The organism is Vibrio cincinnatiensis DSM 19608 (genome assembly GCF_900167345.1).
Taxonomy (GTDB): Bacteria; Pseudomonadota; Gammaproteobacteria; order Enterobacterales; family Vibrionaceae; genus Vibrio; species Vibrio cincinnatiensis.
In genome coordinates this window covers 77,963-94,014 of sequence record NZ_FUXB01000003.1, presented here as the reverse complement: position 1 = coordinate 94,014, position 16,052 = coordinate 77,963, and the positions used below count along the sequence as shown (strand labels likewise).

Annotated in this window: 15 protein-coding genes and 1 pseudogene; 1 reads left to right on the top strand and 15 read right to left on the bottom strand. The window is 43.4% G+C overall.

Annotated elements, in window-relative coordinates:
• Positions 1–10: 10 nt before the first annotated feature.
• The 5 genes from B5D54_RS03330 to B5D54_RS03310 form a co-directional block, all read right to left on the bottom strand.
• A complete protein-coding gene (locus B5D54_RS03330) occupies positions 11–739 on the bottom strand; it encodes an amino acid ABC transporter ATP-binding protein (protein ID WP_078925062.1) in 729 nt (242 codons plus the stop codon).
• Positions 726–1,376, bottom strand: a complete 651-nt coding sequence (locus tag B5D54_RS03325) for an amino acid ABC transporter permease (protein ID WP_078925061.1) — start codon at positions 1,374–1,376, stop codon at positions 726–728. The genes B5D54_RS03330 and B5D54_RS03325 overlap by 14 nt, the downstream gene beginning before the upstream one ends.
• A 12-nt stretch (positions 1,377–1,388) precedes the next feature.
• Positions 1,389–2,057: an amino acid ABC transporter permease gene (locus B5D54_RS03320; protein ID WP_078925060.1), complete on the bottom strand. Its 669-nt coding sequence runs from the start codon at positions 2,055–2,057 to the stop codon at positions 1,389–1,391.
• Between the two features lie 15 nt (positions 2,058–2,072).
• Positions 2,073–2,756 carry a transporter substrate-binding domain-containing protein gene (locus tag B5D54_RS03315; protein ID WP_254847071.1) on the bottom strand — a complete coding sequence of 228 codons (684 nt, stop codon included), beginning with the start codon at positions 2,754–2,756 and terminating at the stop codon, positions 2,073–2,075.
• Between the two features lie 214 nt (positions 2,757–2,970).
• On the bottom strand, positions 2,971–3,246 hold the full coding sequence (locus B5D54_RS03310) for a hypothetical protein (protein ID WP_078925059.1): 276 nt from the start codon (positions 3,244–3,246) through the stop codon (positions 2,971–2,973).
• Positions 3,247–3,541: 295 nt separating this feature from the next.
• Here B5D54_RS03310 and B5D54_RS03305 point away from each other — a divergent pair, with 295 nt between their 5' ends.
• Positions 3,542–4,762 carry a tyrosine-type recombinase/integrase gene (locus B5D54_RS03305; RefSeq protein ID WP_078925058.1) on the top strand — a complete coding sequence of 407 codons (1,221 nt, stop codon included), beginning with the start codon at positions 3,542–3,544 and terminating at the stop codon, positions 4,760–4,762.
• 93 nt (positions 4,763–4,855) lie between these two features.
• Here the strand turns inward: B5D54_RS03305 and B5D54_RS03300 are convergent.
• From B5D54_RS03300 to B5D54_RS03260, 10 genes and pseudogenes are all read right to left on the bottom strand, one after another.
• Positions 4,856–5,213 (bottom strand): annotated as a pseudogene (locus B5D54_RS03300) (transposase); the annotation flags it as partial.
• 334 nt (positions 5,214–5,547) lie between these two features.
• Complete coding sequence (locus tag B5D54_RS03295; RefSeq protein WP_074374971.1) at positions 5,548–5,988, bottom strand: DUF411 domain-containing protein; 441 nt, start codon at positions 5,986–5,988, stop codon at positions 5,548–5,550.
• A 19-nt stretch (positions 5,989–6,007) separates the two neighbouring features.
• The gene (locus tag B5D54_RS03290) at positions 6,008–6,568 is read right to left on the bottom strand and encodes a hypothetical protein (protein ID WP_139364770.1); all 561 of its coding nucleotides are present in this window, start codon (positions 6,566–6,568) and stop codon (positions 6,008–6,010) included.
• Between the two features lie 18 nt (positions 6,569–6,586).
• Entirely contained in the window at positions 6,587–7,141 is a 555-nt protein-coding gene (gene copI, locus B5D54_RS03285; protein ID WP_078925056.1) for a copper-resistant cuproprotein CopI, read from the bottom strand.
• Between the two features lie 69 nt (positions 7,142–7,210).
• Positions 7,211–10,336 carry an efflux RND transporter permease subunit gene (locus B5D54_RS03280; RefSeq protein WP_078925055.1) on the bottom strand — a complete coding sequence of 1,042 codons (3,126 nt, stop codon included), beginning with the start codon at positions 10,334–10,336 and terminating at the stop codon, positions 7,211–7,213.
• Entirely contained in the window at positions 10,336–12,045 is a 1,710-nt protein-coding gene (locus B5D54_RS03275; RefSeq protein WP_078925054.1) for an efflux RND transporter periplasmic adaptor subunit, read from the bottom strand. The genes B5D54_RS03280 and B5D54_RS03275 overlap by 1 nt, the downstream gene beginning before the upstream one ends.
• Positions 12,046–12,058: 13 nt before the next feature.
• Positions 12,059–13,450, bottom strand: coding sequence for a TolC family protein (locus B5D54_RS03270; RefSeq protein WP_078925053.1), 1,392 nt, complete (start codon positions 13,448–13,450; stop codon positions 12,059–12,061).
• Positions 13,451–13,542: 92 nt separating this feature from the next.
• A complete protein-coding gene (locus B5D54_RS16890; RefSeq protein ID WP_139364769.1) occupies positions 13,543–13,953 on the bottom strand; it encodes a hypothetical protein in 411 nt (136 codons plus the stop codon).
• A gap of 77 nt (positions 13,954–14,030) precedes the next feature.
• Positions 14,031–15,350 (bottom strand): heavy metal sensor histidine kinase, encoded by a 1,320-nt coding sequence (locus B5D54_RS03265; protein WP_078925052.1) that lies wholly within the window; start codon positions 15,348–15,350, stop codon positions 14,031–14,033.
• Positions 15,347–16,030, bottom strand: coding sequence for a heavy metal response regulator transcription factor (locus B5D54_RS03260; protein ID WP_078925051.1), 684 nt, complete (start codon positions 16,028–16,030; stop codon positions 15,347–15,349). The genes B5D54_RS03265 and B5D54_RS03260 overlap by 4 nt, the downstream gene beginning before the upstream one ends.
• Between the last annotated feature and the right edge of the window lie 22 nt (positions 16,031–16,052).

Sequence of the window (16,052 nt, the reverse complement as noted above, 5' to 3'; positions counted from 1 at the left end):
ATCATGATGCTTATCGAACAGCGGACAAAAAGCTTTGCAGTTCTGGGGTTTGAGGTGAAATAAACACCGATTCACTCGGCCCACTTTCCCACACTTTACCTTGATTCATGAACACGACACGATCGCCCACATCACGGGCAAAGTTCATTTCGTGGGTCACCAGAATCAGTGTCATACCTTCCGCTTTTAACTGTTCCAACACCCTTAACACTTCACCAACCAGTTCCGGATCTAGCGCAGAGGTTATTTCATCACACAATAGCACTTTGGGATTCATTGCCAGTGAACGTGCAATGGCCACGCGTTGTTGCTGACCTCCGGAAAGATTGGTCGGATAGGCATCAAACTTATCGGCCAGACCGACCTTTTCCAACAGTTCACGTGCCAGTGCTTCACACTCTTTTGCGCTTTTCTTCAAGACTAACTTAGGCGCCAACATCACGTTTTCTCCAACCGTCAGGTGTGGGAACAAGTTGAAATTCTGAAACACCATACCGACACTTCGGCTCAGTAAACGCAGTTTGTAATCGTCGTTTTCTACCGCTTGGTTATCGACGATGATCACGCCGTCCTGATAGTCTTCGAGACCGTTCATACAGCGCAAAAGCGTACTCTTCCCCGAGCCACTGCGGCCGATGATCGACACCACTTCACCCGGGTTAATTTTGAGATCAATCCCTTTTAGGACGTGATTTTCACCATAATATTTATGGACTTGTTCAACACTAACGAGTGACATGATTTCTAGCCTCCAAATATCGAGCTAACGCAGAAAGGGGAAAACAGATAACAAAGTAAAGTAAAGCAACCAGCGCAAACACTTTGAACGGTTGAAACGTTGCGTTGTTGAGCATAGTGCCTGCTTTGGTCAACTCAACAAAACCGATAATTGACGCCAGTGCAGTCCCTTTCACTATCTGTACCGAAAAACCGACTGTCGGCGCAATCGCCAGACGCGCGGCTTGCGGCGCAATGATGTAACGCATAGTTTGCATGTGGGTCAGACCTAGCGTACGGCACGCTTCCCATTGCCCTTTTGGCAAAGATTCAATACAACCACGCCAGATGTCATGGAAAAAGGCGCTGCTAAATAAGGTTAAAGACAACACCGCAGCGGTCCAAGCACTGACTTCTACCCCCGCCAGTGATAGCCCAAAGAATGCGAGGAATAGCTGCATCAAAAGCGGCGTACCTTGAAACAGTTCCACATACAGTTTGATGAGACCGGTAAACACCGAATGTCGCGTACTGCGCAGCAAGGTAATAAACAATCCAAGCAGCCCGCCGCTAACAAATGCAATCAGTGACAGAGCAACGGTCCAACGAGCAGCCATCAACAGGCTGCGAAAAATATCCCAATCAGTAAATTGCATCATGGTTGTGCTCTCCTACAGCGATGGGTTTTTGAAAACGACGTGCTTAATCAGCGCAAACACCTGACGCATTACAATAGCAAGGACCAAATAAATTGCGGCGGTCAGCATGTACGATTCAAAACTTAGAAAGCTGCGCGACTGTACGAAGTTGGCCGCGAACGTCAGATCTTCCACTGATATTTGTGACACGACCGCAGAACCCAACATCACAATGATGCACTGGCTGACAATCGCTGGGTAAACACGTTGATATGCCGGTGAAATCACGATCCGTGTGAAGATCTGCATGCGAGTTAATCCCAATGTTTTCCCAGCTTCCCACTGACCTTTTGGCGTAGCTTCGATACCCGCACGAATGATCTCTGCCGAATACGCACCTAAGTTGATCACCATTGCAATCACGCCCGCCTGCCAAGCAGAAAATTTGATGCCGAGTGCAGGCAAACCAAAAAAGATAAAGAATAACTGCACAATAAATGGGGTGTTACGAATCACTTCAATGTAGCAGGTACAAACAAACTTCAGCCATTTGGCTTGACTCGTTTTCGCGCTGGCACACAAAGTACCGAGCAGTAATCCACCAAAGGTTGAGATAACGGTCAGTTCTACGGTTGTTCCCAGCCCTGCCACAAACTGTGGCAGGTAAGGAGTTAAACCACTAAAGTTCAACTGATAGCTCATGCTTCGTCCTTCACGTTACACACCCAGATCCGCAGGGAACGGTGCTTTAAGCCATTTTTGTGAGAAGCCTTCCAACACGCCTTCTTGCTTCGCTTGAGTGATTAGGCGGTTCACTTCGTTTAACAATGCCTCTTCGCCCTTCATCACCCCCACATAACACGGTGAGCTTTTCAAAAGGAACTTCGTTTGTGGCGCTTTTGCTGGATAACGGGTCGCTATTTCGGTTACCACGAGGTTACCTGTTGCAATCAAGCTCACCTGCCCCGATAGGAATGAAGATAACGTTGCGTTGTTATCCTCAAAACGTCTGATGGTCGTATTACTTGGCGCAATTTTGCTCAGTTCTAAATCTTCTACCGAGCCACGTGTCACACCAATGGTTTTGCCCTTCAGATCCTGTGCGCTAGTCACTGTTTCATCCGGCGAGCCAAAAACTCCGAGGTAGAAAGGCGCGTACGCCGCACTGAAATCAATCACTTTTTCACGTTCAGCGTTCTTGCCCATGCTGGAAATCACCAGATCCACTTTCCCCGTTTGCAGATAAGGAATTCGGTTAGCACTGGTGACAGGCACCAGTTCAAGTTTGACATCGAGCTTTTTGGCCAAATATCCTGCCATATCGATGTCATAACCCTGGGGCTTAAGATCGATACCAACCGAGCCAAATGGAGGAAAATCTTGCGGTACTGCAACTTTCAACACCCCCATTTTCTGGATAGACTCTAGTTGGTCGGCTTACGCTGAAGTTGCCCCAAATAACAGACTGGCAGACATGATCACACTTGACATTGCTGCAAATAATTTCATTGTGAATCTCCTTATCGATAATGAAACGTTTGAAATATTTATTAAGCAATGTGCAACGATTGCGCCAACTTATGATGAAAATAAAAATTGTAATAATTTCATTAACTTATAACCAATCATAATTTCCCCACCTTACCGATGACTGACCTTGTGAAACTTTTGGTGCAGAGATGACCAATGTTGGTGCAATCGTTCCAGTCTCATTGATTGAAATTACGGCCTCTGTGTAAAGCTGCCCGTCACTGGGTAGATCACCACCCAGCTTAATCGTTGATACGTTAAAACATGCAGATTCCCGCACCATGATAAAAATGCTAAAATGCACAGAATAAGAGCGGCTGTCGTTATGGCTAATTTGGTATGGCTCTCCAATCAAATTCATAAATTGTTTGGTGCCCCACCGGATACCCTACCCGCTAAAACCCAAAACCAAAGGCAATAAATTCAAATGATTAACAACAGTATTCAATGGTTTCCGGGTCACCAGCATTGAAGTTTCACAACTTACCAAGAATTCCATTTAATGGTTTAAAATCAATATCTTATATATATCCAACATCCCAGAACGTCTCAACAAAACTCACCACAATTCAGGATTTTGATACCCCACCTGGTACCCCACCAAATCAATTTACTATACAATGGTCTTCAAATAATCACTTCAAAGATCATTCGCTATGGCAAAACGAATCACTGATACAACAATCAAAGCTCTCGTCATCAAAGACAAGGAATATACATATACTGTTGAAGAGGGTTTACAGCTTCGTATTCGACCTAAGCGCTCTGATAAAGGGACAGGCACTAAGGCTTGGCAATTCAAATACCGTCACCCTGTAACGCGAAAAATAACCAAAATTCCAATGGGCACCTACCCTTCACTGCGACTTGCAGCTGCAAAACTCGAAGCCGCCGAATATCGGAAACAAATCGCTGAGGGTATCGATCCAAAACGATTCAAAGAAGATAAACGAATCGAAGAATTACGTAAGCACAATGATAACTTTCTTGAAGTTTCAACTATGTGGTTTGATAGGAAGCGTAAGTCAGTCAGCTCATTTCATGCAGAGCGAATCTGGAGAACACTGGAAAAGTACGTATTTGATAGCTTAGGGGATCTTCCAGTAAGTAACATTACTCGGCGCGATGCAATTGAAATGCTACGCCCTCTCGAAAAAGACGGAAAGCTATCCACCATCAAAAGAATTTGTCAGAGCTTAAACCAAATTATGGAGTATGCGGTAGCAAGTGATGTGATTAACGCTAACCCATTAACCAAGATGATCAATTCATTTGAGAAACATAAAGTAGAAAATATGCCTACCATACGCCCTGAGCTGCTAGGTGAATTTATGACTCGTTTGCGGCAGAATGAAAACATTCAAGATAAGACTAAACTACTTTTGTTATGGCAGTTGCACACTATTTCTCGCCCAAAAGAAGCGGCTAGAACACGCTGGAAAGACATTGATTTCAATAAGCAATGCTGGACTATACCCGCCGAAGAGATGAAGCGAAGACGAGAGCATAGAGTTCCTTTAACCAAACAAGCGATCGACATCCTTGAAAAGATCAAAGTTCAAAGCATCGGCAAAGAGTTCGTGTTCCCTAGTGAACGGAACCCTGATAGCCATGTAAGCGTCTATACAGCTAATGCTGCTTTAAAACGTAGTTTAGGATTCAAAGATGAACTCGTTGCACATGGTTTAAGAGCTATTGCATCGACCGCTCTGCACGAACAGGGCTTTGATACACTTCATATAGAAGCTTGTTTATCACATATGGATAAGAATGTGACAAGAGCAAGTTATAACCGCTCTGACTTTTTCGAACAAAGGAAAGAAATCATGAGCTGGTGGAGTGAATTTATTACTAAAGCTAAAGCACAGGATAGCTAATAAGTTAAGTTGGTGTAAAAGTAAAAGCCACTTAAGGGAGAGGAACAAATCAGCACTCCCGAAACTGTAAATAATTCTGTGTAACTGTCGGGGTTAAATATAATCACTCAGTCTGTCTTCGAACATAATCATAAAACGGTTCAGGGCTTGTCGCCAGTTTCTAATGGGCATCGTCCACTTCTTGGAAGCACCTTGGATCGCTAAGAAGATGACCTTCTTAGCCGATTCATCTGTTGGGAACAGCTTACATTTTTTGATGGCTTTTCTGATCACTACAGTTCAACGACTCGATGGCGTTAGTCGTGTAAATCGCCTTCCTGATTTCCTCTGGGTAGTTAAACAGCGTATTGAGATTAACCCAGTGGGTTGTCCAGGCCCGGCTGATTTGAGGGTACTTAGCGTCCCATTGAGCAGCGAACTTCCCTAACGCTAGCAAGGCCTCATCTTCAGTTTTGTCGAAGGACATTAAAGTTTGAAACTTTTCTATCCTGTAAGGTTTAATACCAAGTAGCTCTAGATACAAAAAGTGACAATAAAGTTTGAAACTAAATTGATCAATAACCTTCTGTACAACAGAATTATGACAGTAAAGTTTGAAACTTTTTGAGCGTTACAAGAGACAGTCCTTTCTAGGCATTTAGTTGTTGGTCAACCCGAGTCTCGCTTAGCAAACTTTTGGATAAAGCGGAATGATGGGGGCTCGTTTCAGTTAGTGTAAGTGCTGCTTTTAATTAAATAAAAGAGCTCCTCTCTTACCTCAAGAGCCCAAAATGCTTAATCGACTTTTAGTACTTATTGTACAGCTTCATGTGACCTGTCTTGTCAAAAGACACCACATTAAAGCCTTTGTACTCTTGCCCTGGTCGTGCCATTCCCGGCGAATGCTGCGGCATACCAGGAGCCGCAATTCCTGAAATATTTTCAAGTCTCTCCTCAAGCAAACGTTTGATATCAGACTCAGGAACATGCCCTTCAATCATATAGCCACCAATGACAGCTGTATGGCAGGACATCAGTTGATTAGGCATACCAAACTCTTGTTTGACATCACTCCAATCACGAGCATGGTTAACATTCACTTCGTAGCCTTTCTTCTCCATAATTGCTGCCCATTCCTTACAGCAACCACACGTAGGCGATTTATAAAGCTCAATAACAGGCTTAGCAAAGACGTTAAAGCTCAAAATCAAAGATGAAAGTGCAATAAGTCTCAAATTTTTACTCATAAAGTTACCTAACCAAAATCTATTTTACGTTAATACTGACGGCTTCATCGCCATAACTCAGCTCATATACTCCCTTTTCAGGAAGCCACTCAAAGTACTGAGTTTCATACGGCTCTACACGCAGTGTTAAATGTTTACCAGCCAAAGGGGAGAGATCAATTGACATCGACTCAAACATTTTATTTAGTACCACCAACTGACTCTTCTTGCCGCTATCTATAGAAACTGAGAGTAGCGCCCCCTTGGTACCTTCATACATCCAATCCACTAATTGAAACGTTCCAAGATACTCCATGTATTCTGCTAGATTTATCTTATCTTGTTCACTTAGTGCGTCGCCTAAAAGCTTCATTGTTTGTTCATGCTCTAGGCTGTATTTCAGGTCATTTAAGGAGTTACCTCTGATATTCCCACCAACGTTACCTCCCCCTTGACCATAAAGCCCATGACACGCAATACATCCATATCCCCCTACAGTACGAAAAGTGGACTCACCGGCTGAAATTGAGTCTTCTGAAGCATAGGTGAACAAACTCACACTAAACATACCCGCTAGCATGAATAAACGCTTTAACATCATCAGGTTCCTTTATAGCGTCTATAAACTCACTTTTTTAATCATGCCTGCTTCTGCATGCCCTGGAATATTGCATGCAAATTCAACCTTGCTATCCCCGTGGAAGTGCCAAATCAACTGCTTAGCTTTACCCGGTTTTACTGTAACTGCATTCCCAGAATCATGCATATGATGAGGCATTTTCTTCATCATTTCTCGATGTTCAAGTTGCTCTTTCGCTGAGCCAATAGTGAACTCATGATCAATCTTGCCAACATTCATAACCACAAATTGAACTACATCATTAGGTTCAATTTGTACTTCTTTTTTGAACTTGATTGTCATGTCATCTGCCAACACAACATGAACCACTTTATCTGGCTTTGCACCTGTTGCTGGCATACCAACGTCAGACATCCCCTCCATCGACATCATCGAATTACTCATTTGACTGTGATCCATATCGCCATGGTTCATGTTGCTGCTATCCATATCAGCGTGATTCATCGAGCCATGATCCATGTTTGAGTGATCCATTCCTGCCATTACCGACATTGAAGTCACAGAGAATAATGTGGCTAGTAGTACCTTTTTCATGGTTATGTTCCTTACTAATTCATTAATGAATGTCTACGGGCTAGGTTTACTCTTAGCCCGTATATGTGTTTAGTTTCTTTTGAGTTCGCGTATTTTCCAAAGCTTGAAAATCGCTGGAAGAACGAGAAGTGTGAGGAGCAGAGCTGACGCCATACCTCCGATCATCGGCGCAGCGATGCGTTGCATAACTTCAGAACCTGTACCTTCACCGTACATAATTGGGATCAAGCCGATAATTACTGTCAATACCGTCATCATCACTGGGCGTACGCGTAAGCCTGCCCCCTCTTGAATCGAGTGACTTAAATCATCTTCACTAAGTGATTTGTTCTGCTCTTTAGCATCAAGCTTTGTGTAATGCCATGCTTGGTTGAGATATACCAACATGATAACCCCAATTTCGACAGCAACACCTGCCAGAGCGATAAAACCAACGCCCACTGCAATTGAAAAGTTATAGCCGAGGTAGTGCATCAGCCACAGCCCTCCAACCATTGCTAACGGTAGAGTTAACATGATGATCATTACTTCACCAACTCGCCGGAAACTGAAGTAAAGCAAAAGCATAATAATGGCAATCGTAATAGGTACTACGACACCTAAACGCTCTTTCGCTCGTTCCATATACTCATACTGACCAGACCAAGCGAGGGAATAGCCAGCAGGCATATCAAGCTGTTCTGCAACTGCCTGCTTGGCCTCTTGGACGTAAGAACCTAAGTCTCGACCATCAATATCAACAAACACCCAACCATTTGGACGAGCGTTCTCTGTTTTAATCATTGGAGGCCCATCTTCATAGCGAATATCGGCAACATCAACTAAAGCAATTCTAGCGCCACTTGGGGTAACCAATGGTAATTGCTGTAGCTTAACAACTGAATCACGATAGCCTTGAGGGTAGCGAACATTAATTGGGTAACGCTCGAGGCCTTCAATCGTTTCACCAATGTTCATGCCACCTACTGCGGTAGAAACAACTTGTTGGATCTCCTTAATGCTAAGAGCGTAGCGAGCTGCAGCTTTGCGATTGATATCAATAGTCACATAGCGACCACCAGCAACACGCTCTGCATAGACAGATGCAGTGCCTGTAATGTTGTTTAGGATAGGTTCAAGTTGAGCACCTATTTTCTCAATTTCAGCTAAATCACTTCCAGCTATTTTTATTCCAATTGGAGTTTTGATACCGGTTGACAACATATCGATGCGCGTCTTTATAGGCATCACCCATGCGTTAGTTAAACCAGGAAATTGAATCAAGTCATCAAACTCTTTTCGTAGCGACTCAGTTGTCACGCCCTCACGCCACTGATCACGCGGTTTAAGCTGAATAACGGTTTCAATCATAGTTAAGGGAGCAGGGTCTGTCGCAGTGTCAGCACGACCGACTTTACCCCATGTTGTCTGTACTTCGGGTACCGTCTTAATTAGCTTGTTTGTCTGCTGAAGCAACTCTCGCGCTTTACCAATAGAAATACCTGGATAGGTGGTTGGCATATACATCAAGTCACCCTCATCAAGAGGAGGAATGAACTCACTACCGAGCTTCATTGTTGGATAATAAGCAGACCCCATAAGAGCAATAGCCAATACAATCATGCTTTTCGGGTGCTTGAGACTAATATTCAGTAAGGGCTTGTAAAGGGCAATTAGACCTTTATTAATAGGGTTCTTGTTCTCTGGTAATATTTTACCGCGAACAAGATATCCCATGAGCACCGGCACTAACGTAATAGCAAGGCCGGCTGCTGCCGCCATTGCATAAGTTTTAGTAAAGGCGAGTGGCGAGAACATCTTGCCTTCTTGACCTTCCAATGCGAATACAGGAACAAAACTTAGCGTGATGATCAGTAGCGAGAAGAACAGCGGTGCACCAACCTCTTGCGCCGCATCACCAATCACTTGCCATCGGTTTTTGTCAGTCAATGGAGTCCGTTCAATGTGCTTATGTACGTTTTCTATCATAACGATAGCACCGTCTACCATTGCACCTATCGCGATTGCAATCCCTCCTAGCGACATGATATTGGCGTTGATACCTTGCCAATGCATGACAATAAAGGCTCCTAAAATACCGACAGGGAGACTCAATGCGATAACGAGCGAAGACCGAATATGGAATAGGAACAACGCACATACAATAGCGACAACAATGAACTCTTCTGCAAGCTTTTTCCAAAGGTTCTCAACCGCTGCATTGATTAACGTAGAACGATCGTAAGTAGCCACTATCTCAACACCATCAGGCAAGCTACCCTGAAGCTCGTTTAGCTTATCCTTAACATTATTGATCACTTCGCTCGCGTTTTCTCCAAAACGCATGACAATTACGCCACCTACGGCTTCGCCCTCTCCATTTAATTCAGAGATTCCTCGTCTCATCTGTGGTCCGAGGTCAATATCAGCAACGTCACCTAATAATAGGGGGGTTCCTTTTTTGCTTACCTTGAGTGGAAGCGCTTTAATGTCATCAATACTAGACAAGTAACCAGTGGTTCGAACCATGTGCTCAGCTTCAGCAACTTCTACTACAGACGCGCCACTTTCTTGGTTACCATTTTGAATAGCCATATTGACTTGTTGTAAGGTAAGGTCATATGCGCGTAATTTAGCTGGATCAATTTGTACTTGGTACTGTTTAACCATACCGCCAACAGTTGCAACCTCAGACACCCCATCAACAGTTTGCAGCTCATATTTCAAGAACCAATCTTGTAAGCTACGCAGTTCAGCAAGGTCATGCTTTCCAGTTTTATCTTGCAATACATAATTATAAATCCAGCCCACACCTGTCGCATCTGGACCCAGTGTTGGCTTAGCGCTTGGGGGAAGGTTTGGCGCAACTTGACTTAAATATTCAAGCACTCGCGAACGTGCCCAATACATGTCTGTTTTGTCATTGAAGATGATATACACATAGGAATCACCAAAGAACGAATATCCACGAACAGTTTCAGCGCCAGGAACCGCAAGCATCGCCGTTGTCAGAGGATACGTAACTTGGTCTTCCACCACTTGGGGTGCCTGACCCGGGTAACTTGTTTTTATGATAACTTGTACGTCTGATAAATCAGGTAAGGCATCTACAGGAGTGTTTTTTACGCTATAAAGCCCACCAAATACGAGGGCAAAAGTGGCTACCAACACTAAGAAGCGATTGTTGATAGACCAGCGAATAATGGCACCTATCATTACTTATCCTCACTTTTAACTAACTCTTTGAGAAGATAATCGGATCCTTGTTTCTCAACTAGAAACCGAACTTTGTCACCCTCCTGAAAACCTGAGAGTTCAAAGTCACCACCGACTGAAAAGTTGAGCTCACCAGCATCCCATGACCAATCGGCTACAGGAAGATGATTTAGTGTCACCATACCAAAATCTGCCATTAGCATAGAAATATTACCGTCTACCCATAACTCTGTATCTATGCTCAGCTCTTTCACTTTGTAATCAACTACTTCATATTGACCCGATTCAGATTTTTGCATTTCAAAATCAATCGTTTGACCTTTTGAAAGTTGGTCCATTTCAACGTTCTCTGATACCATAAAATTCATGGTCATTCTTGGCCAGTCCCACTCAGGAACAGGTTTATGATTAATAGTTAGCATTCTATGCCCAGCCATTACGTCTGTAATTTCGCCGGTTGCCCACGCCGTTTCAGCAGTTGGTTCGACACCATTGATTCTTGATAGGTCGGCAGACTGGCTTGATTCAGAGTCCAACATGAAGTGCGCTGAAGTAACAACTCGCTCCCCTTGTTGCAATCCTTTTAGAACCTCAATCTTGTCAGCGGACTCACGACCAACTTCAATTCTGGCAGAGCGATATTTTCCATCTCCCTCAGCCAGAACCACGCGAGTCATACCGCCAGAGCGGATGACTGAGGAACGTGGAATGGTTAACACTTCATCACTTGATACCGGTTTTAGCGCGACGTTAGCGAACATATTCGGCTTAAGTTCACCTTGTGGGTTATCGAATCGAAGGCGGACACGCAATGTACGCGTACTAGGGTCAAGAATGGGATAAACATAATCCACTTCACCATTCCATTCTCCACCTGGTAAGGCATCCAATGTCATAGATGCTTGACTGCCTTGTTTAATCCAATGTGATTGACGTTCAAAGACTTCTGCATCTACCCATACTTGATTCAAAGGACCTGCGCTGATCACCGCTTGAGCTGGAGAAAGGTAGCCACCTTCACGAATATTGAGGCTTGCAATAACGCCGTCTGCCGGTGCTTTAATTTCAATGGATTGTGACGCTTTACCTCGACGGGCGATGGATTTAATTTGATTGCGGTCAACCCCCAAAGTGATCAAACGATCGGTAGCACCTTGTATCATTCCTTTACGTTGGGTCTTATAGGCACTGATCAGTTCTTCTTGTGCTTTTACAAGCTCTGGGGAATACAGAGTGAACAGCGTGTCACCTTGATTCACTTTTTCACCAACGGCATTGATATAAAGCTTTTCAACCCAACCCGATACTCGAACATTGGTCTGCCAAAGTTGACTCTCATCAAAGGCGACATAGCCGACAGTTTCGATGCGTGGTGCAAGGACCTCTTGCTTTACGGTATCTGTTTTTACACCGAGGTTATTTTCAACCGCAGGATCGATTTTTACTGTTCCTGGCTTGTCGTTACTACCATTGAGGTCATCAGCATACACAGGAATAAGATCCATCCCCATAGGCGACTTTCCCGGTTTATCTCGCTGATAGTTTGGGTCCATCGGTGCGACCCAATACAGTGGTTCATCACTTGATTTAGACTCAGAAGCTGTCATTCCAACCATGTTATAGTTCATGCCTGAAAGGTAAATATTCGCTCCATAACCCAATGCGCTGCCGATCAGTAACGCTAGGCTTGCAACTTTAAATGTACTCATCTTGATTCCTTTATTATTGTTCATTGTACTGAGTGTTTGGCGCAGAAACTTTATATTCGAAACCACCAAGTAACATGGATAACTTGCTATTGACCTGGTTCATATCGGTTATTAGGCGAGCAAGCTCCATTTGAAGAGCCAATTCATCGGTTGATGCAGTAATGACATCACCAAACTGAGCGGTATTGTTCTGATAACCGCGCTCAACCGCTTCAATACGTGCTTTCGATTGAGGAATAAGTCGACTTCGATAACGTTCGATGCGCTCAGCAAGATTCTCTCTATCAGTCATTAAGGCAACGACTTGGGCATTCATCTGTGCAAGTAGCGTGTCTTTTTGATATTGAGCAGCACCTACTTGATATTGAGCAGCTGCTAAATTTTTATCTTGGCGATTATCAGTGAACAATGGGATATCCATCGTAAGGTATGCACTCAATAAATCTGAAGCTGGCTCACCCATCATGTTGTTAGCTTGGCGATAGGCATACATCACTTCGACACCAAATTGTGGCGTGTAAGCTTGCTCTACAACCTCAACTTGAGTGCGATTGGCTAAGATATTCGCTTCAGCAATTTGCGACATCGGATGTTGATTAAGCAGCATGTAGTACTGGGTGTCACTCGTTTGCTGATCTAAAAGCGCATTCAAATGCGACCAGTCTAATTGATAGCCAGCCTGATTCGAGTCAATAGAACGACGATTCAACCACTCTGAACCTAGCCATTCCGATAACTGGGCAACGACTCGATTTTGCATTTGTTGATTCGATTGCAGTTTTTCGTCGAGCTTATTGACTTGAAGTTGGGTGTTAAGCAGGTCTTGCGCTTCGCTCTTACCAATTGAGTAATTGGTTTGAATATACTGCTCCATCTCTACCATGAGACGTTGATTAGATTCAATCAACGTTTCTGCGTATTGAAGGTAGCCCAGCTCCAACCATAGTTGAGTAATACTATTCGCCACTTCACGTTCACGAACTTGAACCTGATACGCCATACCATCGGCCTGTTGATTCGCTTTACGTTGGTTAAGATCTAACGTTGCACCCCGTTCAAACTGTTGCATTAATCCAACAGAAATGTTCGTCATAGGATCTTCGTCAAACTTAAATGAATCCACAGGTAAACCGCCAAAGCCCACCTTAAGTTTTGGATCCATGAGAGTCGAGCTTGCAACGCCCGTTTCACGCATCGCCTGTGACTGCGCAGCATATTGAGAGCGACTCGTATCATTTGCTAGAGCCGCTTCAATTAGGGCATTCAACTGCTGCGTCGAAGCCGCAATAGTTTGTGGAGTCGCGTTCGACCCCGAATGTGACAGGGCAGGCATTGCATAAAGTGCAATTGCAACCCCAAGACTCAGGGATTTAAATGCCCTGAAGCCGTTTAATTCAATACTCATTGTTGTTTATCCACGATAAAACGATATGGACATACCTCAACCTCTGCCTTCCAGCAGAAAGAATTGAGAGCTAAATAGCTATGATAGTTGAATTAAACAGAGGGTGGACGCAGTAAGCTCTGAATACGAGTTACTGTAACGCCTATTTTGATTGGGTGACGCAGGGCTAAATCAGATTCAGATGTACTGATTAAGCGAGAAGATGAGAGTGGGAAAAATACGCTAGTACACACGCTTTTACAGCAGTCACCACCAGAGGTAGATGAGCTATCGCAATGAATAGAACTATCGCTCTTTGTCACCTCCATCGATGGGCAGCCTATCATCGCATAATGGCTTGCTGTAGTCTCAGACATTTCCATCGAGTCATGATTAGAAGGTTGAACTGAAGAGGTCGATATTGGACTCATATCCATCATTGGCATACTTGAGACGTAGCTCGACATCAACATCGCTAAGATGCTGATAATCAAAATACTTGTTTGTCTCAAAGAGTTTGTCATGTGGTACCTTTTCACTTTGCATTCATAATACAGTATCAGAACTGATGGGCAATAGTGATATTTAAAACTTGTTAGAACTAAAGGTTATTGAAAATAAAGACGAACTCACTTCGCTCATCCTTCGCATTAACTAAAATATCCCCATTGTGTGCTTTCATAATAGCCTTAGCTATAGGAAGCCCTAACCCGGCACCAACACTTCCATTATGGACACGAGATTTATCGGAACGATAGAACCGTTTAAATATATAGGGCAAAGAGCCCGTAGAGATAGGCTCACCAATGTTGCTGATTGTCACCGTGTTGGTCGTCTCTGACTCTGTGATTACAACCGATATCTCCGTATTATGAAAGCAGTGCCTCAACGCATTAGACAACACATTACCAAATGCTCGTTGAAGCATATCTTTGTCACCGAGTAAAATCGATGAGCCATCGAAGGTAAATCGAACGTTTTTCTCTTCTGCCAACACTTCATAGTACTCAAGTAAGGGTGTGATCACCTCTTTTAAATCAAGCATTTCTTCGATCTTATGTAAAAGTTTATTCTCTGATTTAGCTAGGTAAAGTGTATCCGAAATGGTCTTATTGAACCGCCCTAACTCTTCAAGATTAGACACTAAAATATCTTGATACTCTTCAATTGAACGCTCTAAACCAAGCGTTACTTGAGTCTGGGTCATGATATTGTTCAAAGGTGTTCTTAGCTCATGCGCAATATCGGATGAAAACTCACTCAGTCTGAGGAAGCCTTCTTGTAACCTGTCTAACATTTCATTTTGAGAAATAATTAAGCTGCTTAACTCATTTGGAAGTGAGTTACTTGGGATACGTATGCTTAGGTTGCTAGTGTTAACTCGTTCGATATACCCTTTTAATGTCTTTAGTGGCAGTAAGCCATTTCTAACAATAATTAAGGCGTAGGCGCCAGACAAAATCACGGTCAAAACTAATGTCCATAATAGGATGGTATTTAGCTTGTCGAAAAATAGTTTATGGTGAGTCACATCCATTGCAAGAACAATCGCACCGCCTTCCGTATCTGGATAGTCAAACTTAAAAGCTTGGTAATGTTTATTGTCTACACTCCATTCGAATGAGGAGTCGCCAATCAGCTCAGGTGGAAAGTCAATAGTTTCATTATTCGTTTTCACCACCTGTCTGTTGTTTAAGATCCAGGCTGAGATATCCAAAGAGTTAAACAGGTCTAGATCTTGCTCAATAGTGCCCGTTAAAGGACGGAGTTTTGTTTCTAGGTGACTATAGTCCTGCTCATTAAAATGGCTCTTGATAGCGTTTTGGATCGTCAAAGCAAACACGACTAAAACAACAAAAGAGGCTGTGACAAACATAAACACCAGTTTGCGCGCGATGGATTGGTTTAGTAATTCTTTCATTCTACGGCGTCATCAAGTTTGTACCCCATACCTCGCACGGTCAGGATAAGTTTTTTCTGATAGGGCTTGTCGATTTTCGACCTCAATCTTTTCACTGCTGCATCAATAACATTCGTATCACTATCAAAGTTCATATCCCAAACAGCAGACGCTATCTGAGTGCGAGTGACGACTTGACCCCTCTTCGTAAATAGATATTCCAACAAAGAAAACTCTTTTGCTGTCAGAGGGATCGTGTCATTGTTGCGAGTCGCCTTTCGTTTAAGCAAGTCGAGGCTCAAATCAGCAATACATAGCACAGACTCAGTTTTGACTGTGGTAGTTTGATGACGTAATGCATTTTTGACTCTAGCAAGCAACTCGACAAAGGCAAAAGGTTTGACAAGGTAATCATTCGCTCCCAGCTCAAGCCCTTTCACTCTATCTTCAACCTGATCTTTAGCGGATAGAATGATGACAGGTGTAGGAATTTCACTGCTGCGAAGCGTTTGCAATAGCTGCCACCCATTCAGCTTTGGTAGCATAATGTCTAAGACTATCAGGTCATAATCATTGGTGGTAGCTAAGTACAAAGCATCAACACCGTCGGTAGATAGATCTACAGTGTAGCCTGATTCAATTAAGCCCTTTTTAAGATAAGCTCCCGCTTTCTCTTCATCTTCTACAACGAGTAACTTCATATAAGAAAAATGCCTTGAATTC